General features: G+C 24.0%; 19 protein-coding genes and 2 tRNA genes. 10 read left to right on the top strand and 11 right to left on the bottom strand.

Features of this window, described 5'->3' with window-relative positions:
• The first annotated feature begins 83 nt into the window (after positions 1-83).
• Positions 84-154, top strand: a tRNA-Cys gene (locus tag D9V64_RS01680).
• Between the two features lie 9 nt (positions 155-163).
• Positions 164-251: transfer RNA gene (locus D9V64_RS01675), tRNA-Leu, on the top strand.
• 8 nt (positions 252-259) lie between these two features.
• Here D9V64_RS01675 and rsmC read toward each other — a convergent pair.
• The gene (gene rsmC / locus D9V64_RS01670) at positions 260-1,273 is read right to left on the bottom strand and encodes a 16S rRNA (guanine(1207)-N(2))-methyltransferase RsmC (RefSeq protein ID WP_158366691.1); all 1,014 of its coding nucleotides are present in this window, start codon (positions 1,271-1,273) and stop codon (positions 260-262) included.
• A 264-nt stretch (positions 1,274-1,537) separates the two neighbouring features.
• Here rsmC and minC point away from each other — a divergent pair, with 264 nt between their 5' ends.
• From minC to minE, 3 genes are read left to right on the top strand one after another with little or no spacing between them, the layout of a single operon-like run.
• On the top strand, positions 1,538-2,278 hold the full coding sequence (minC, locus tag D9V64_RS01665) for a septum site-determining protein MinC (protein ID WP_158366689.1): 741 nt from the start codon (positions 1,538-1,540) through the stop codon (positions 2,276-2,278).
• 23 nt (positions 2,279-2,301) lie between these two features.
• Positions 2,302-3,114 carry a septum site-determining protein MinD gene (gene minD / locus D9V64_RS01660; RefSeq protein WP_158366687.1) on the top strand — a complete coding sequence of 271 codons (813 nt, stop codon included), beginning with the start codon at positions 2,302-2,304 and terminating at the stop codon, positions 3,112-3,114.
• Between the two features lie 2 nt (positions 3,115-3,116).
• On the top strand, positions 3,117-3,368 hold the full coding sequence (gene minE, locus D9V64_RS01655; RefSeq protein ID WP_158366685.1) for a cell division topological specificity factor MinE: 252 nt from the start codon (positions 3,117-3,119) through the stop codon (positions 3,366-3,368).
• A gap of 122 nt (positions 3,369-3,490) precedes the next feature.
• On the opposite strand, the gene D9V64_RS03240 is transcribed toward minE, so the two are convergent.
• The 6 genes from D9V64_RS03240 to zwf all read right to left on the bottom strand — a co-directional run bounded on the left by D9V64_RS03240 (position 3,491) and on the right by zwf (position 9,129).
• A complete protein-coding gene (locus D9V64_RS03240; protein ID WP_261979774.1) occupies positions 3,491-3,844 on the bottom strand; it encodes a hypothetical protein in 354 nt (117 codons plus the stop codon).
• The gene (gene tsaB / locus D9V64_RS03235) at positions 3,814-4,155 is read right to left on the bottom strand and encodes a tRNA (adenosine(37)-N6)-threonylcarbamoyltransferase complex dimerization subunit type 1 TsaB (RefSeq protein WP_261979773.1); all 342 of its coding nucleotides are present in this window, start codon (positions 4,153-4,155) and stop codon (positions 3,814-3,816) included. The genes D9V64_RS03240 and tsaB overlap by 31 nt, the downstream gene beginning before the upstream one ends.
• A gap of 55 nt (positions 4,156-4,210) precedes the next feature.
• Positions 4,211-5,770, bottom strand: coding sequence for a TerC family protein (locus D9V64_RS01645; RefSeq protein WP_158366683.1), 1,560 nt, complete (start codon positions 5,768-5,770; stop codon positions 4,211-4,213).
• Between the two features lie 308 nt (positions 5,771-6,078).
• The gene (gene cspC / locus D9V64_RS01640; RefSeq protein ID WP_158340076.1) at positions 6,079-6,288 is read right to left on the bottom strand and encodes a cold shock-like protein CspC; all 210 of its coding nucleotides are present in this window, start codon (positions 6,286-6,288) and stop codon (positions 6,079-6,081) included.
• Between the two features lie 307 nt (positions 6,289-6,595).
• Complete coding sequence (gene htpX, locus D9V64_RS01635; RefSeq protein ID WP_158366681.1) at positions 6,596-7,474, bottom strand: protease HtpX; 879 nt, start codon at positions 7,472-7,474, stop codon at positions 6,596-6,598.
• A gap of 182 nt (positions 7,475-7,656) precedes the next feature.
• Positions 7,657-9,129, bottom strand: a complete 1,473-nt coding sequence (gene zwf / locus D9V64_RS01630; RefSeq protein WP_158366679.1) for a glucose-6-phosphate dehydrogenase — start codon at positions 9,127-9,129, stop codon at positions 7,657-7,659.
• A 252-nt stretch (positions 9,130-9,381) separates the two neighbouring features.
• Here zwf and pyk point away from each other — a divergent pair, with 252 nt between their 5' ends.
• Positions 9,382-10,827 (top strand): pyruvate kinase, encoded by a 1,446-nt coding sequence (gene pyk, locus D9V64_RS01625; protein WP_158366677.1) that lies wholly within the window; start codon positions 9,382-9,384, stop codon positions 10,825-10,827.
• Positions 10,828-10,878: 51 nt separating this feature from the next.
• Here pyk and D9V64_RS01620 read toward each other — a convergent pair whose 3' ends face one another.
• Complete coding sequence (locus D9V64_RS01620; RefSeq protein ID WP_158366675.1) at positions 10,879-11,937, bottom strand: peptidoglycan DD-metalloendopeptidase family protein; 1,059 nt, start codon at positions 11,935-11,937, stop codon at positions 10,879-10,881.
• 534 nt (positions 11,938-12,471) lie between these two features.
• Here D9V64_RS01620 and znuC point away from each other — a divergent pair.
• Both znuC and znuB read left to right on the top strand, forming a co-directional pair.
• On the top strand, positions 12,472-13,188 hold the full coding sequence (gene znuC / locus D9V64_RS01615; RefSeq protein WP_158366673.1) for a zinc ABC transporter ATP-binding protein ZnuC: 717 nt from the start codon (positions 12,472-12,474) through the stop codon (positions 13,186-13,188).
• 35 nt (positions 13,189-13,223) lie between these two features.
• A complete protein-coding gene (gene znuB / locus D9V64_RS01610) occupies positions 13,224-14,018 on the top strand; it encodes a zinc ABC transporter permease subunit ZnuB (protein ID WP_158366671.1) in 795 nt (264 codons plus the stop codon).
• A 6-nt stretch (positions 14,019-14,024) separates the two neighbouring features.
• Here znuB and aspS read toward each other — a convergent pair whose 3' ends face one another.
• The 3 genes from aspS to trxB form a co-directional block, all read right to left on the bottom strand.
• On the bottom strand, positions 14,025-15,779 hold the full coding sequence (gene aspS / locus D9V64_RS01605) for an aspartate--tRNA ligase (RefSeq protein ID WP_158366669.1): 1,755 nt from the start codon (positions 15,777-15,779) through the stop codon (positions 14,025-14,027).
• A 182-nt stretch (positions 15,780-15,961) separates the two neighbouring features.
• Positions 15,962-16,180, bottom strand: coding sequence for a translation initiation factor IF-1 (gene infA, locus D9V64_RS01600; RefSeq protein ID WP_158366667.1), 219 nt, complete (start codon positions 16,178-16,180; stop codon positions 15,962-15,964).
• A gap of 108 nt (positions 16,181-16,288) precedes the next feature.
• Positions 16,289-17,248, bottom strand: coding sequence for a thioredoxin-disulfide reductase (trxB, locus tag D9V64_RS01595; RefSeq protein ID WP_158366665.1), 960 nt, complete (start codon positions 17,246-17,248; stop codon positions 16,289-16,291).
• 255 nt (positions 17,249-17,503) lie between these two features.
• Here trxB and serS point away from each other — a divergent pair, with 255 nt between their 5' ends.
• Together serS and serC are read left to right on the top strand one after the other, a co-directional pair.
• Complete coding sequence (gene serS / locus D9V64_RS01590) at positions 17,504-18,787, top strand: serine--tRNA ligase (RefSeq protein ID WP_158366663.1); 1,284 nt, start codon at positions 17,504-17,506, stop codon at positions 18,785-18,787.
• 30 nt (positions 18,788-18,817) lie between these two features.
• Positions 18,818-19,903, top strand: coding sequence for a 3-phosphoserine/phosphohydroxythreonine transaminase (gene serC / locus D9V64_RS01585; protein ID WP_158366661.1), 1,086 nt, complete (start codon positions 18,818-18,820; stop codon positions 19,901-19,903).
• Positions 19,904-19,937 lie beyond the last annotated feature (34 nt).

The following is a 19,937-nucleotide window of genomic DNA, read 5'->3' as shown; positions in this document are numbered from 1 at the left end:
ACTTTTTGTATGAATATTTTTATATTTATTAAATTTTATTTGTAATTTTGTTTTTTTTTTTCTATAATAATATGTATAGTAAAGGCGTGTTGACAGATTGGCTATGTAGCGGATTGCAAATCCGTATAACCCGGTTCGATTCCGGGATACGCCTAATATAAAAGCCCGGATGGTGAAATTGGTAGACACAAGGGACTTAAAATCCCTCGGCTTTAAAAGCTTTGCGGGTTCAAGTCCCGCTCCGGGTACCATTTTAAAATCAATTTAATAAACCTTGATATACTTTATATAAATTTGTTGTTTCTATAATTTTGTATTTTTTAAATTTTATTTTTAGAATAGAATCATAATTAAAACATTTATTAACTACAAATCTTATCTCACCATTTCTTTTTAAATATTTTACAGAATTAGTGATAATACTTTTAATAATACTAAAACTTACTTTTAAATCGTTATGAAATGGTGGATTAGATATAATTAAATCAAATTTATTTTCTATATTTGAGTAAATATCACTTAATATAACGTTTGCTTTTAAATTATTAGCATAAAGAGTTTCTCGGCTTGAAAGTATTGCAGATTCTTTATTATCTATCATAGTTAAAAAAGAATTTGGTGATTTTTTTAGCAAATATGCTGATAGAATTCCTGATCCACATCCTACATCTAATATTTCACCTTTCATATTTTTAGAAAAAGTAGAAGCAAGTAATTTACTTCCTAAATCTATATTTTTATATCCAAAAACTCCTGGTAAACATTTTATATATAAATTTTCCCAAATATGTGTTTTAAAAAAATTTTTTAATATAAACGTTGTTTTACTTTCAAGAATTCCTGAAAATAAAATAGAATGTTTTGCATTTTCTAACTTATTTAATTTAATCCACTTTGATAATATTTTTATTGCACTTTTTACCCCGCTTAAGTTGTTACCTACAATAAACACCTCCGTACCGATAGAAAAACAAGATAATAAATTACATAATTGAAATATTGCTTCTGATTTATCTTTAGGCCAATAGTAAATTAATGTATTGTAATTTTTTACAATTTCTTTCGAAACAAGTAAATTATAATATATATAAATTTTGTTAGTATTTATTTGATTTATATAAAAATTATTTTTTCTACTAATGTGTAGAGTTGTTTTTATGCTAGATAAATATATTGGCAAATGATCTTGTATATTACCTGAAAAAAAAATTTTTTTATTTTTAAAAACATTTGCATAACGTAATATCAGTTGACTATTTTTAGAAAACAACAAAATTTAATTTTCCTTATTAGTTGATTTTATTGCTTAAATAATTAATATTTTCTTGAATTATAATGCTAATTATAAATTTTTTATTAGATTTATATTATATTAATTGTATTTAAATATTACGGATTATTCAAAAAATCTGAAAAATAGAAATTGTTATCAAATGATATTTATATTATAATTTAATTAAATTTATTATTAATGTCTTTAAAGTATAATACATGTACATTTAATATGCATATAAATATAAATTATTGAGCAATATATATGCAAAAAACGTCTATTGAAATAAAAGGTAGTAACTTTACATTATTAGTATTGTATATAAAAAGTAATAATATAGACTTAATTAATCAGTCACTAAATGAAAAAATTCAAGAATATCCTCATTTTTTTAAAAATGCACCTGTTATTCTTAATGTATCACATTTATCATTAAATGAAATAAATTGGAAAAAAATACGAGAAGTTATTATTTCACATAATTTTTTCATTGTAGGAGTAACTGGTTGTAAAGATAATCATTTTAAAAAAATTATTATTAATTCAGGTTTACCTGTGTTATTAGAAGGGAAAAAAATAGAAAATACAGAAAAGAGTGTAAATCAAGATATTAATTTTTTTTATAATAAGCATAATTTTGAAAATATAGTTAATAAAAAAACAACAAAAAAAACAAATAGAACTCACATTATAAATACACCTGTTCGTTCAGGTCAAAAAATATATGCTAAATATTCTGATTTAATAGTAATAAATAATGTAAGTGCTGGGGCAGAATTAGTTGCTGATGGAAATATTCATATTTATGGAACAGTTAGAGGTAGAGTGCTTGCAGGAGCTAATGGAGATATTACAAGTAACATATTTTGTACGGCGTTATTTGCTGAATTGCTATCAATATCTGGTCAATATTGGTTATCAGATCAAATACCATTAAAATTTATTGGAAAATCAGCTCAAATTTATTTAAGTAATAAAGTTTTAACTATAAATTCTCTTAGTTAAGTGTATTTTTAGGAAATTTTTATATGACACGGATTATTGTAGTTACTTCAGGGAAAGGAGGTGTAGGTAAAACTACTTCAAGTGCTGCTATTGCAACTGGTTTAGCAAAAAAAGGGAAAAAGACTGTTGTTATAGATTTTGATATAGGATTGAGAAATTTAGATTTAATTATGGGATGTGAACGTAGAGTAGTATATGATTTTGTTAATGTTATACAAGGTGAGGCTAGAATTAATCAAGCTTTGATTAAAGATAAAAAAACAAAAAATTTATTTATTTTACCAGCATCTCAAACACGAGATAAAGAAGCTCTTACATATTTAGGTGTTGAAAAAGTTTTAAATGAGCTAACTAAAATGGATTTCGATTTTATTATTTGTGATTCACCTGCTGGAATTGAAAAAGGAGCTATTTTATCATTATATTTTGCAGATGAAGCTATTATTACTACAAATCCAGAAGTTTCTTCAGTTCGAGATTCCGATCGAATATTAGGGATTATATCATCAAAATCAAAAAGATCAGAGCAAAATAATACTCCTATTAAAGAGTATCTTTTATTAACTCGTTATAATCCTACTCGTGTTAAAAATGGTGAAATGCTAAGTATGAATGATGTTTTAGAAATATTGCAAATACCTATTATTGGTGTAATTCCTGAAGATACTGCTGTATTGCGAGCGTCAAATCAAGGAGAATCTGTAATTTTAGATAATACTTCTAATGCAGGACATGCTTATTTCGATACAGTATATCGACTATTAGGTGAAAATCAGAAATTTCGTTTTATTGAAGAAGAAAAAAAAAGTTTTTTACGACGTTTATTCGGGAGATAGACATGGCTTTATTAGATTTTTTTTTATCCCGGAACAAAAATACTGCTCATGTAGCTAAAGAAAGATTACAAATTATTGTTGCAGAACGAAGAAAATTTCAAAGTGAACCAGATTATTTTCCACAATTAAAACGTGAAATACTTTCTGTAATTTGTAAATATGTAAATATCGATCCAAATATGGTAACAATACAGCTAGAACAAAAAAATGAAGAAATTTCTATACTAGAGTTAAATGTTGTTTTACCAGATTGATAATTTTAAACAATTAAATAAAAATTAAAATAATTTATCAAAATTAATATATGATAATTAAATCAATACTGAAGTATATTTAGTATTTCAGTATTGACGTTTTAGTATTCAAAATACATTTTTTAAAAAATATTGTCTAAATAATTTGAAGTAACTTCAGTGGAATTTAAAAAATTATTATTTTTTATGTTAAATAAAGAAAATGGTATAATATCTTTTGCATTAGGATATAAAATTTTTATTTTTTCAAACTTTAACAAATTTATATGATTAATTTTATCCCATCCATTTCCAACAAGTAACCAGTTATTTTTAAAATTTTTTATTTTTTTTTCAACTTCTGAAACGTGAAGTAAAGACTCTGTTTTTTCTCCAATCCACAACATTTTTTCATTTTTAATGTATTCTGCCCAATACACCTTATCAGTTTTAGCATGCATTGCAATTAGTATTTTTTTTTTTGGTATTTTCGCCATGCTTTTTCTGCTATAATAGATAATGTTGAAACACCTAAAATAGGAATTTTTAAGCTTAAAGCAAAACTTTGTGATATAATCATTCCAATTCGTATTCCAGAAAAAAAACCAGGTCCTTTTGAAAAGGCTATATAATTAATTTCTTTAAGTGTTATATTTGCAGTTAACAGTAATTTCTGAATCATTGGTAGTATTTTTATAGTGTGTTTTTTATTACAATTATCACATAATGTATATATTTTTTTTTTTATATATATAGCTGCTGAGCAATAATTACTTGAAGTATCAATTGCTAAAATTATATTAGACATAATTTTCTCAGTATTAAAAATTTATTTTTTTATTATAATAATTATAGTTTTTAATTTAATTGATATTTTTAATAATGCGAACTAAATCAATGCGATATTCTGTTGCTTTAACAATATGAAAAGAAAAGGAATTGATATTAATTATTTCTCCTGGTATAGGTAATTGACCATTTTGAGCTATCAATAAACCACCTAAAGAAGCATAATCATTTTCTTTCACAAGTTCTTTTGTATTAAGTAATTGTTGTAATGAATGTAAATCTGTTTCTCCTTTAACTAACCAGCTATTTTGTTCTTTTATTATATCTGGAGTTTCATCAGCATCTGGAAATTCTCCAGCTATAGCTTCTAAAACATCTAATGGAGTAATTAAACCTTGTACTACCCCGAATTCATTACTAACAACCACGAAACTTCCTTGAGCACGACGTAAAACTCCTAAAAGATTAATAGGATCAAGAGTATCAGGTATAATTATAGGTGGTATTTGAGATGAAAATTTGTAAACATCAATATTTTTTTCAATAGCTACTAATAATTCCTTAGCACGAACAATACCAATAATTTCATCTAATTCACCTTTACAAACTGGAAATAAACTATGAGGTGTATCTAATAATTGATTGCGAATTTCATTAGTATTATTTTCTGTATTAACCCATGATATATTACTTCTTGGTGTCATAATACTTTTAATTGATCTTCCTGCCAATGTAAGAACTCCATTAATCATATATTTTTCTTCATCTTTAAATGTTTCAGTTTCTAATGAAGGTATAATAGATATTTTTTTATTATTATCTACTTGTGTTTTTTTTATGTTTATATGTTTGTTTTTCTCTCTAACCATTAGTCGAAGAATTGCTTCAGCCGCTCTTTGTCTCATAGGTTTTCTAGATTGGTTTTTCATAAAATTATGTCGAGCTATTTGATTGAAAATTTCAATTAAAATTGAAAATGCTATTGCTGTATATAAATAACCCTTAGGTATATAAAATTTTAATGCTTCTGCAACCAAGCTAAATCCAATCATTAACAAAAAACTAAGACATAGAACTACAACAGTTTGATGTAAATTAATAAAGTTAGTTAATGCTTTGGAAGCTAATAACATAAGTATCGCAGCTAATATAACTGCAATCATCATAATTAATAACTGATTTACCATTCCCACTGCTGTAATAATTGCATCTAATGAAAAAACTGCATCCAATATAACAATTTGAATAACTACAGCCCAAAAACCAGCATAATTTTTATTTTCTGTATTTTCATGATCTTCATTTTCTAATCTTTCATGAAGTTCAATTGTAGCTTTAAATAATAAAAATAAACCACCAATAAGTAGAATTAAATCACGTACTGATAAATCAAAAAATTTGTTATGAATAATAGGAGTAGTTAAAGTTACAACCCAAGATATGAATGATAACAATCCTAACCTCATTATTAATGCGAAGCTTAATCCAATTAAACGTGCTTTATCTCTTTGATTGGGTGGTAATTTTTCTGATAAAATTGCTACAAATATTAAATTATCAATTCCTAGAACTACTTCTAAAACAACCAGTGTTAATAAGCCGGCCCAAGTTGACGGTTCTAAAAAAAAATCCATCAGAAAAACTCCGTAAAAGAAAATAGGACAGCATAATATTTAATTTATCTAAAATATATGAATATTATTTTTTTTTGAAAAGATTAAAAATAATTTAGATATAACTAGATAATGTATTTGAATGAACAGATTTTTGAGAGAATTTATCTGTGAAGTTAAAATATCATATACTTGAATATATTTAATTTTATGGATTATTGATTATTTGACGGTTTTGTTTGAGCACATTGATATTTAAAAAATAAGTCCTCTGATATTTAACAGAGGTCTTTTAAAAAGATTTCACTTATTTTTAATTTTATTTATCTTTATATAGAACATACATTAATTGCAGATGGACCCTTTTGACCGTCCTGAATTTCAAATTCAACGTTTTGTCCTTCAGATAATGTTTTAAAACCATTTCCTTGAATAGATGAAAAATGCACAAAAACATCTTTACTTCCATTTGATGGTGTAATAAAACCAAAACCTTTAGATTCGTTAAACCATTTTACTTGACCTTTAATCTTACTCATTTTTTTACCTTTAAAATTATTAACTTTTTCATATTCAGAAATTAGAAACATTACTGCATGAGGCATGAATTTAAGATTTTTTCAAGAAAAGTTTTTAACGCCTTCTACTCTAAAAAATTTTGTAATGTTAAAATGACACTCATAAACAGAATTGTTGCTTTTTTCAACTATATGTTTCAACGATAATTATAATCTTTTTTCTATTAAAAAACAAGCTTAAAAAAACAGCTAAAATAAATTTTATCCAATATTTTTCTCTTAATAGATCTATTTCTACTAAGAGAAGAAACTTCTTTTATAGTAATTTTTACATGTATTTTTTATTGTTTAATGCTTGTATTCTTTTATCTAAAGAAGGATGAGATGCAAACAATTCTATAATTGATTTAGATTTACCATTAATGCAAAATGCAATAACGTTATCAGGTTCTTGAGGTTCATAACTTGATTTTAATTTATTTAATGCAGAAATCATTTTTTCACGACCTACTAATTTTGCAGAACTAGCATCAGCATAAAATTCTCGATGTCTAGAAAACCACATAGTTACAATGCTTGCTAACATGCCAAATATTATTTCTAATATTGTTGAAATGATAAATGGTATGAATGAATATTTTTCATTTTCATTATTTTCATCACGATTATTAGATAATATATTATTTAATATTTGAGATATAATACGAGATATAAAAATAACAAAAGTGTTTACTACTCCTTGTATTAGACTCATTGTAATCATGTCACCATTAGAAATATGACTAATTTCATGACCAATGACTGCTTCTGCTTCATTTTTAGTCATTTTTTCTAATAATCCTGAGGAAACTGCAATTAATGCTGAATTACGTCGAGCACCTGTTGCAAAAGCATTAATATCAACAGCATCATATATTGCAATTTGAGGTGTTTTTATTCCTTTTTGTTTTGCTTGTTTTTTTATAGTCTGAGTAAGCCATATTTCTATTTCATTATTAGGACATTTAATAATCCTACCATTTACGGAACGTAATGCAATCCATTTAGAAATTAAAAGCGATACAAGCGATCCACTAAATCCAAATAAACTAGAAATAATCAATATGCCATAAATACTATCAGAATTAATTCCAGTTAAAGTAAGAATTAAAGCGAATGTTGATGTTACTGCTAAATTAGTTAATAAGAAAAGAATAATACGTATCATAAGATATTATCTTCCTCAATTCAGACAAAATAGTATTTTTTTGGAAATTAATTTAAAAATAATAGTTATACAAAATAATTTAAACTTAGATATTACTTTTCAATTTAAATATTTAAAAAATATTTTTAAACTAACATAGTTTTCTTAATTAAGTCAAGATAGATGATTTTATTATAAATATTTTAATCAAATTTATTCCAATATCTGCCATCATTTATAATTATTTCATCTGATTTTATCGGCCCCCATGTACCTGCTTTATATAAGTAAAGCGTATTTTTATTGGTTTTTCCCCAAGATTCTATAATTGGATCAATCCATTTCCATGCCATTTCTACCTCTTCCCGACATACAAACAAAGATTGTACTCCTTTCATAACTTCTAACAAAAGTCTTTCATAAGCATCAATTTGGTTATTAGTAGTTTTTATAGAAGAATTTAATTGGATACTATCATTTTTTAATTTATATATTTCACTTAATCCTGGTGATTTTTTTAAAAAATTTATTTTAATATTTTCATTAGGATCTAATCGTATAATTAATTTATTTGGAGATAAATCGTAATAATATTCTTTAAATAAATTTATTGACATTTTTTTAAATACAATTACTATTTCTGAATATTTATGTGCTAATCTTTTACCTGTTCTTAAATAGAAAGGTACACCAAACCATTGTTCGTTTTTAATATCAGCTTTAATAGATACAAATGTTTCAGTTTGACTTTTTGGATTTGCACCAAATTCTTCTAAATAACCAGGTACTTTTATACCATTAATCTGCCCAGAAATATATTGACCTCGTACAGTTTTTTTATTTATGTTTTCTAAATTAATAGTTTGCAGTGCACGTAAAACTTTTATTTTTTCATTTCTAATATTTTCTGGTAAAATATTTTTTGGTTGATTCATTGCAAGTATTGTTAATATTTGTAAAAGATGATTTTGAACCATATCTCTTGTTTGTCCCATTCCATCGAAATAGTTCCATCTATTTTCGATGCCTACTTCTTCAGAAACAGTAATTTGAATATGATCAATAGTTTTATTACTCCAATTATTAAAAAATAGTGAATTAGCAAAACGTAAAGATAGAAGATTTAAGATTGATTCTTTTCCTAAATAATGATCAATTCTAAAAATTTGTGGTTCTAAAAAATATTTAGAAATTTGATCATTTATTTTTTTACATGTTTGTAAACATACCCCCAAGGGTTTTTCTATTATTATTCTTGATGGTAACGAATTTAAATTAACTTTTCCTAATCCTGTAAAAATAGAATTAAACGTATTTGGAGGAACAGCACAATAATAAATTGAAATATTTTGTGTTTGATCTAATATTTTTTTTAATTTTAAAAATTGAGTCTCTTCATATACATCAATATTAAAAAAAGATAAACGTAAACTGAATTTATTCCAAATATTTTCATTAATTTCTTCTTTTAAAAAATTATTAATTGATTCTTTTACTGTTTTTATATATTCCTCTTGAGTCCAATTAGCACGACCTGCACCAATTATACGCGTATTTGGATGTATTTTTTTAAACTTTTCTAACTTATATAAAGCAGGGAATAGTTTTTTTCTAGCTAAATCTCCTTTTGTTCCAAAAATAACTAAATCACAAGCTTGAATTATTTCTTTCATGATAAATTTTCTCTTTTTGAAGGTAAATTTTTCTTTTATATATTTTTTAAAAATATGATAATTTTTTTAGATAATTTTAATAAAATAAATATTGTTTAAGATTTTTTATTCGATATCAGGTATTATAAAATTATAACTATTTTATTAATTTTACTAAATAAATATAAATAAATATTTAATATTTTTACACTATATTTTAAAAAAATAGATATTATATTTAATAATATTTTATTTAAATAAAATTGCGGAGGTTTTATGTTAACTCGTTTAAGAAGAACTAAAATTGTTGCTACCTTAGGTCCTTCTACAGATAAAGGAAATAATCTTAAAAACATCATTAAATCTGGAGTAAATGTACTTCGTTTAAATTTTTCTCATGGCACTTCTGATGAACATAAAGAAAGAGCGAAAAAAGCAAGAGAAATAATGTTGGAGTTAAATTATAATATTGCTTTACTTGGTGATTTACAAGGACCTAAAATTAGAATTTCCAAATTTCAAAAAAATAGTATTTTTCTTGATAAAAATAAAATTTTTATATTAGATTCAAATTTAAAAGATAGTAATGGTAATGAAGAAAGAGTTGGCATTGATTATAAAAAATTACCACAAGATTTAAAAGTTAATGATATTTTACTGTTAGATGATGGTAAAATACAACTAAAAGTATTTAAAGTTACAAATTTTGAGATATTTACTAAAGTAATTATAGGAGGTGTTTTATCTAACAATAAAGGAATTAATAAATTAGGTGGGGGATTATCAGCAAATGCTTTAACAGAAAAAGATAAAAAAGATATAATACTTGCTTCTGAAATAGATGTAGATTATTTAGCAGTATCTTTTCCTAGATGTGGCGAAGATTTAAAAAAAGCAAGATTTTTATTAAATAAAGCAGGTAGTCAAGCTAAAATTATAGCTAAAATAGAGCGAGCAGAAGCAGTAAAAGATCAAGATTCTATTGAAGATATAATATTATCTTCAGATGCTATTATGATTGCGAGAGGAGATTTAGGTGTTGAAATTGGAGATGCAGAACTTGTAGGTATCCAAAAAAATTTAATTAGAAGTGCACGAAAATTAAACAAAGTAGTTATTACTGCTACTCAAATGATGGAATCTATGATTTTAAATCCGTCACCTACTCGTGCAGAAGTCATGGATGTTGCAAACGCTGTATTAGATGGAAGTGATGCTGTTATGTTATCTGCTGAAACTGCTTCAGGTAAGTATCCATCTGAAACTGTATTAAATATGTCAAAAGTTTGTATGGGAGCGGAAAAAATACCTAGTATTAATGTATCTAGACATCGTATTAATATAAAATTTAATGATATAGAAGAAGCTATTGCTATGTCAGCTATGTATGCAGCAAATCATTTAAATGGTATTACAGCAATTATTACAATGACAGAGTCTGGTAAAACTGCTTTAATGACTTCTAGAATAACATCTGGACTTCCTATTTATGCTTTATCAAAACACAAAAAAACCTTGAATTTATCAACTCTATATAGAGGTGTAGTGCCTATTTATTTTGATAGTAAACACGATGGAGTTGAGGCGGCTAATGAAGCTATAATTTTATTATGTAAAAAAGGTTTTCTATTTCATAATGATTTAGTTATTATTACTCAAGGTGATATAATGGGTAAAACAGGAAAAACAAATACTAGTAGAATTTTAAAAGTTGTTTGTTAAATTATTTTTAAGTTCTTTTATTAATATTGAGTAAACATATTTAAAAAAATATTATTTTAATATTGATAAAATTATTTTAGATATTTTAAAATATGCAATACGTTCTTTTTTTGTAAGTTCGTTAACGAAAAAAGATTGAGCATATATTGGATTAATTGCGTGTTTATTTATCCAAATCTCATAATGTAAATGGGGACCTGTTGTTCTTCCAGTATCTCCAGATAATGCAATTTTTTGATTTATTTGTATATTTTCACCTGCTTTTACTAAAATTTTTTTGAGATGCATGTATTTAGTAATACATTGGTTTTGATTGTTTATAACTATATAAAAACCTGAGATATTATTAAATCCTGTTTTAATTATTTTACCACTGCTAGTAGCAAGTACTAAGGTTCCTTTAGGCATTGCTAAATCAACTCCTAAATGACGACTGATACGCTGAGTAACAGGATGAAACCTATGTAAATTGAAATGAGAAGAAATTCGATATTTTTTTAATAATGCAAAATTCATAATTATTTTTGATTTATTAACACCATTTTCATCATAGAAATTACCATTAGGTGCTCGTATGGCATAATATGTTTTATCTAAATTATTTACTTTTATACCTAATAATATATTTTTATTTTTTTTTGAATTTGTTTTCTTTTTTAAATAAATTAAATGAAATGTACTGTTGACATTAATTTTACGAAAACTTACCTGCCATTCTATTGCTTTAATAATAGTGTTAATATCAGATAAATTTAGTTTTGATGCATATGCACTATTAAAAAAATTAGAATTTTTTTTAATATGAATTATTTTTTGTGTAAATTTGTTTTTTGAAGGATCTAGAATTAAATCAAATAAATTTTTAATTTTTTGATGATTTTTTAAGTTTTTATACTTAATTTTTGTATTTTTTTTATATAAAATAATTTTTTTTTCTTCATTATTTGAAATATTATGATTTTTTTTAAAAATTACTTGATTAAATAATATTTTTTTTTCTTCTGATATAATAGTGCAACTTGATAATATTATAGAAATAAAAGAGATTCTTATAAAAAATATAAATATACAATTGAAATATAAATAAATCTGTTTATAAATATGCTGCATTTTTTGTTCCTTAAATGTTTGAAGCAGCTTAATACATTAATTAAAAATAAAATTAATAAAAGTTAGATATATATATTTGTATCTATAAATTTGTATTTATATTTTTGTCTATTGTATTGTAGGATTAATAATATTTCCAATTAAATTATATTTCTTGAAAAATTATGTAATATTTAACTTTGTTTATTAGTATATAAAATTTTTTGATTATCATAAATATGATTAGTATATTAAATATAAAAAATCAAATAATTATTATTATTTTTGTTTGTTTTAGTTATATTATGAATTTTATTAATATTTTGTAAAGTACTTTTTACTGTTTATTTGTTATATTTACTTAGATAATATTTCTTTAAATTATTTTTATTAAATATTTTTAAGACATTAGAATGTTTTAAAAAATAAATTTAATATTATTCATATTTACTATTTAAATACTTTCTTTTATTTTTAGAATAAAATTGATATTCATTTTTATAAAAATATTTTATAATCAAAGAATATTAAAATAATATAAAAAAATATTTGATTATGTCTGAATTGGTTGTTTTAAAAAATGTGTATGTAAATCTCTCTAATCGTTTAATTCTTCATGATGTTTCATTATCTTTAAATTCTAATCGTATAATTACATTAATTGGTCCCAACGGAGCTGGAAAATCTACTTTAATACGCGTTATTTTAGGATTAATAAAACCTACGTCCGGAGTGGTTTTCCGTACAGATGGAATATCTGTTGGTTATGTACCACAAAAATTATATCTTAATAATTTATTACCTATTACAGTAGAACGATTTATGCAATTATCTCGATATAAAAAAACAACAAATATTTTAAAAATTTTAACACGTGTTAAGGCAGAATCACTAATATATTTGTCTTTGCAAAAGTTGTCAGGTGGTGAAATACAACGTGTTCTTTTAGCTAGAGCTTTATTAAATAATCCAGATTTACTTGTTTTAGATGAACCAGTACAAGGAGTTGATGTAATGGGTCAATTAGATTTATATAATTTAATCCATTGTATACGTAATGAATTAAATTGTACTATTTTAATAGTTTCTCATGATTTAAATTTTGTTATGGCTCATACTGATCATGTAATTTGTCTAAACAAACATATTTGTTGTTTCGGCAGTCCTAAAAAAGTATTTAAAAATTTAGAATTTATTTCAATGTTTGGTTTAGATCGCATTCAAGAAATAGCAATTTATCATCATCATCATGATCATATCCATCAATATTAAATATACAAAATAAAATTTTAGAGTATTTTTATATTATGTTTGAATCAATTTTTACTGGATGGTTATCAGGAATTTTTCTTTCTTTTGCTACAGGACCTTTAGGTTCGTTTATAGTTTGGCGTCGTATGTCATCTTTTGGTGATACATTATCACATTCTTCTTTACTTGGATTAGCGATATCTGTAGCATTTAATACTAATTCTTTTTATGTTATTTTTATTTTTATAAGTTTTCTTGCTATTTTTTTAGCATGGTTAGAAAAAATACTACCAATTCCACTGGAAACCATATTAAGTATAATATCTCATAGTTCACTTTCTTTGGGAATAGTATTAATTAGTTTTATTTCTACTTCACGACCAATAGATTTTAATAATTATCTATTTGGTGACTTATTAACTGTCACTAAATCTGATTTAATTACTATTTTTTTAGGAAGTATTATAGTCTTAATTATTCTAATTATTCGTTGGAATTCAATTTTATTAGTAACAATCAATCCAGAGTTAGCTCAAATTGATGGTATAAATATTTTTTATACACGTTTAATTTTGATGTTAACAACAGCTTTAACTATTTCTATTTCAATTAAATTTGTAGGTGCGTTATTAATTACTTCTTTATTAGTTATACCCCCTGCTACTGCAAAATATTTTGCTAATTCACCAGAAAAAATGGTAATAATTGGTATTATAGTCAGTATTTTTTCTGTTACAGGAGGAATAATTTTAGCACTTTTTTTTAACACACCCACAAGTCCATCAATTGTATTATTTTCTTCTTTTCTCTATTTGTTAAGTATCATAAAAAATTTTTTTAAAAAAATATGATGTTTATCATTTTTTAACGATTTTAATACTTAACTCTTTTAAGTTTTCTTTTTTTAATATACTAGGAGCATTAGTCATTGGGCACAATGCAGATGTTGTTTTAGGAAAAGCAATTACATCTCTAATATTATTTGTATTTCTTAATAACATAATTATTCTATCTAATCCTAAAGCTATACCTGCATGAGGTGGAGCACCATATTTTAACGCTTCTATTAAAAATCCAAATTTTTCTGTTTGATCTTTTTCATTTATACCAATAATATCAAAGATTTTTTTTTGTGTTTCTGCATTATGAATACGAACAGAACCGCCACCAATTTCATATCCATTAATAACTAAATCATAACTATCTGACATTGCTTTATCTAAATTATTATTGTATTTTTTTTCATGATTTTTTTTAAAAGCAGTAAAAGGATGATGAACTGAAGATAATTTTTTAAATTTATCTTTTTTAAACATTGGGAAATTGATAATCCATACTGGTTTCCAAATATTTTCTTCAAAAATTTTAAAATCATTTGCTAATTTTATACGTAACATTCCAAGAGATTTATTTACAATATCTTCTTTATCTGCCATTATAAATAAAATATCTCCGTTTTTAGCATTCGTTTTATTTATAATTTTATTCAAGAGAGTGTTGTTTAAAATCTTTTTTATTGAACTTTGAATATTTGATTGACCTATTTCATATTTTGTTATTTTTATATAAAATAGTTTTTTAGCACCAAATTTATTTACGTAATTGCAATATTTTTCAATTTTTTTTCGACTTATTTTTTCTCCTTCAGAAAAACACAATAAAGCTATTCTATTTTTTTTAGACGTATTAATTTCAAAAAATTTAAAAAATTCTTTTTTATTAAAAATATCAAATACGTCAATTATTTCTATAGGATTACGTAAATCAGGTTTATCTGATCCATATCTTTCCATTGATTCTTTAAAAGATATAACAGGAAATTTATTTAAATTATAATTTAGTATTTTAAGCCAAATTTTTTTTATTAATTGTTCTATAATTTTTCGAACTTGTATTGCATTTAAAAAGGAAGCTTCAATATCGACTTGTGTAAATTCAGGTTGTCGGTCAGATCTTAAATCTTCATCACGAAAACATTTTACTATCTGATAATATCTGTCAATTCCAGATATCATTAATAATTGTTTAAATAATTGAGGTGATTGCGGTAAAGCATAAAATTTGCCTGGATAGTTTCGACTAGGAACTAAATAATCTCTAGCTCCTTCTGGAGTAGATTTTGTTAATAATGGTGTTTCAACATCTAAAAAATTTTTCTTTGTCATGAAAGTTCTTATCAAACAAATAACTTGGCTTCTAACTTTTAAATTTTTAAATAAAATAGATTTTCTAAGTTCTAAATAACGATATTTTAATCTTAAATCATCACTATTAGTATTTGAATAATCTAACGGGAGTGATTTTGAAATATTAAAAATTTTTAGTTTATTAGCTAATACTTCTATTTCTCCAGTATTTAAATTTAAATTTTTACTATTTCTTTTTCGTACAGTTCCTACAACTTGAATACATGATTCATTTTTTAAGCTTAATGCTTTTTTAAAAATAGCATCATTTTTTAATTCAAAAATAATTTGTACAATACCAGTGCAATCTCTCATGTCTACAAAAATGAATTGACCAAAATTTCTTATTTTATTTACCCAACCAGATAAAATTAAAGATTTGTTTAAATCAATAATTCTAATATTTCCACAATATTTAGTGCGCATACATTCTCTGTAAAATTTATTTTTAATAATATCTTCTTAAAAACAGTTTATATTAACAATTATTTTTTAGAAGAGATAATTAAAAAAATTTTAGGAAATTATTATATTTTTAATAAAAATAGTAGATTCATAAATTTTTTATTAAATTGAGATTTGTTAAATATAATTACAATTTATTTAAATTAGCGACTTCTGAAAATAATTCTGCCTTTTGTTAAATCATATGGTGTTAATTCAACAGTGACCTTGTCTCCTGTTAATATTCTAATGTAGTTTTTTCGCATTTTTCCTGAAATATGTGCAGTAATAATATGTTTGTTTTCTAATTCTACACGAAACATTGTATTTGGTAATGTATCAATAACTGTTCCTTGCATTTCAATATTATCTTCTTTAGGCATTTTTTTCTCTAAAATAATAGATAAGAATAAAAATTTTTATGTTTAAATTATAACCGATACTAGTCATTTTGACTAGTATGTTTTTGATGAAATAAAAAAATCTTATTTTTAACAAATAGAATTTAAATAACGTTCACAATCTATTGCTGCCATACAACCACTGGCAGAAGATGTAATTGCTTGTTTATATACATGATCTGTTACATCACCTGCAGCGAAAATACCTGGAATACTCGTTTGTGTATAGTTTCCATGTTTTTCATGTTTAATTTTGATATACCCATTCTCTATTTCTAATTGATTTATAAATATATTTGTATTAGGAATATGTCCTATTGCAACAAATAGACCAGAAACAATAATTTTTTTTATGTTTTTTTTAGATGAGTTTACATCTTTAATTAATAGATTTGTAACACCTGACTCATTTCCTAATATTTCTTTTATATAATGGTTGCAGTGAAGTATCACTTTCTTATTTTTTACTAGTTTTAGTAATCGGTTAACTAGTATTTTTTCTGCCTTAAAATGTTCTTTACGATGTATTAAATTTATTTTTTTTACGAAATTTGATAAGTATAGTGTTTCTTCAATAGCTGTATTTCCTCCTCCAACTACTGCAACATCTTTATTTTTATAAAAAAAACCATCACATATTGCACAAGTAGAAACTCCTTTTCCTTGAAATTTTTTTTCTGATTTAAGACCTAATTGACGTGGATTGGAACCAGTAGCAATAATCACTGAATCAGCAGTATATGTATTTTTTTCTCCTAATAAAAGAAATGGTTTTTTATTGAATTCTACTGAAATAATTTTATCTGATATAATTTGTGTTTGATATTTTATTGCATGTTCATACATACGGTCCATTAATTCTAAACCAGTAATTCGATTTTTATCTCCAGGCCAATTTTCAATTTCATTAGTATTCATTAATTGACCTCCCTTATTATCTCCAGTAATTAGTACAGGATTTAAATTAGCTCTCGCTGTGTATATAGCAGCAGTATATCCAGCAGGACCTGATCCTAAAATAATAACTTTGTTGTGTTTTACAATATTCATATTGATTTCCTTAGAAGAATATTTTGAAATATTAAACATATCACTATATTTATGCTTAAAATATTATGAATAATTAATAATTTTAAAATTTTTACTATTAAATTTAATTCTTACTTTTGTTTATTTTTTAAAATAAATAATAAATATAAAAATTTTTTGAATATTTATTTGATTAATGTAATTAAATCGTTAATTATAAAGCATAATCCACAATAGTTAAAAATTTTTATTATTTTATTAAAAGATATAAATATTATGTTAAACCCTTATTTATTAAGAAAAGAATTACTTTTAGTTTCAGAAAAATTATCAAAAAAGTGTTTCAATTTAGATGTTTCATTAATGTCTAAAATGGAAAACGAAAGAAAAAAATTACAAGTACAAACTGAAAATTTACAATATAAACATAAGTTATTATCTGATTTATTTAGAAAATCAAAAATTTTAAAAGAAAATAATGATATTTTAAAAAATAAAATTATTAGATCTAAAGAAAATTTAGATATTTTAAAAAATAAATTAAACCTTTTAAAAGAAAAAATTCATAATTTTTCTATGTCTATACCTAATATACCATCTGAAGATGTTCCTAGAGGAACCGGATACAGTAATAATAAAATAATAAAATATTGGGGTGAAAAGAAAAAATATAACTTTATCATTCGAGATCATATACAAATAGGAAAAAATTTTAATCAAATAAATTGGGAAGAAGCATCTAAAATATCTGGATCGAGATTTGTTGTAATGAAAGGAAAAATTGCACTTTTACACAGGGCATTAACTCAATTTATGTTAGATATACACACTAACGAACATGGTTATATTGAAACATATGTACCTTATTTAGTAAATTATGATGCTTTGTACGGTACCGGACAATTACCTAAATTTAGTAATGATTTATTTCATGTTAATTCTATAGATAAAAAGAAATATATATTAATACCTACTGCAGAAGTTCCTTTAACTAATTTATTTAGAAATGAAATATTAAATGAAACAAGTTTACCTATTATGTTAACTGCTTGTACGCCTTGTTTCAGATCAGAGTCATCTTCTTATGGACGAGATGTTAAAGGTTTAATTCGTTTACATCAATTTGATAAAGTAGAACTAATACAAATTGTTAAACCAGAATTATCTATGCAAACGTTAGAAATTTTAACTAATCATGCAGAAAAAATTTTACAACTTTTAGAATTACCATATAGAAAAGTTTTATTATGTGGTGGGGAAATGGGTTTTTCTGCTACTAAAACATATGATTTAGAAGTATGGTTTCCTTCACAAAATAAATATAGAGAAATTTCTTCTTGTTCTAATATGGGTGATTTTCAAGCGCGTCGTATGCAAACGCGATATCGAAAGAAATTAGACAAAACTAATAATTTTGTACATACATTGAATGGATCTGGATTAGCTGTAGGTAGAACGTTAGCAGCAATATTAGAAAATTATCAACAAGAAGATGGTCGAGTAAAAATCCCAAAAATATTACAAGCTAAATATCTTCAAAATATGCAATTTATAAGTTAATTATGTTGAATAATGATTATTGGTGAAAAAATGAGTTTAATTTATAATTTTAGCGCTGGACCAGCTATGATTCCTAAAGATGTTCTATATCAAGCTCAATTAGAATTGAAAAATTGGAATAATTTAGGATGTTCTGTAATGGAAATTAGTCATCGTACTGAAGATTTCTATCGAGTTACTGTAGAAGCAGAACAAGATTTAAGAGATTTATTGAATATATCTGATAATTATAAAATATTATTTTGTCAAGGAGGTGCTCGAGGTCAATTTTCAGCAGTTCCTATGAATTTATTAGGAAAAATTTCAAAAGCTGATTATATTAATAGTGGATATTGGTCTAATTCTGCATTTTTGGAATCTAAAAAATATTGTAATACTAGGAGTATCTCAATAAAAAAAATTCAAAATAATAAAAGTTTTCTTATAAAACCCTCACAATGGGATATTAGTGATATCTCTGCATATATTCATTACTGTCCGAATGAAACTATAGATGGATTATCGGTCTACGAAGAACCAAATTTTAAAAATAAAATAATTGTTGGAGATTTTTCATCATTTATTTTATCTCGTTCAATTGATGTTAGTAAATATGGACTTATTTATGCTGGTGCTCAAAAAAATATTGGTCCTTCTGGTATTACAATTATTATAATTAGAAAAGATTTAATAGGACATGCTTCTAAATTATGTCCATCTATTTTTGATTATAATATTATATATAAACATGATTCTATGTTTAATACACCTCCTACATTTGCGTGGTATTTAGCAGGCTTAGTTTTTAAATGGCTTAAAAAACAAGGTGGAATAAAAAATATTGAACAGTTAAATAAAAAAAAATCAGATTTATTGTATCAGTTTATAGATCAAAGTGATTTTTATATTAATAATATAGATAAACAAAATAGATCTCAAATGAATGTGGTTTTTCATTTAATTAATTCAAAATTAAATGAAAAATTTTTACAAGAATCAAAAAAATTTGGTCTATGTGCTTTAAAAGGACATTATATTGTCGGTGGTATGCGTGCTTCAATTTATAATGCTATGCCTGTAGAAGGTGTAGAAAAATTAGTTAAATTTATGTTGTTTTTTGAAAATAAATATGGATAAAAATTTTTATTCATACAATGACGAGTCTATCTAC

Source organism: Buchnera aphidicola (Aphis nerii), from assembly GCF_005083105.1.
In the GTDB taxonomy this organism is placed as follows: Bacteria; Pseudomonadota; Gammaproteobacteria; order Enterobacterales; family Enterobacteriaceae; genus Buchnera; species Buchnera aphidicola_AS.
Note: the sequence above shows the minus strand (reverse complement) of the source record. Positions and strands in the feature narration are given on the sequence as shown.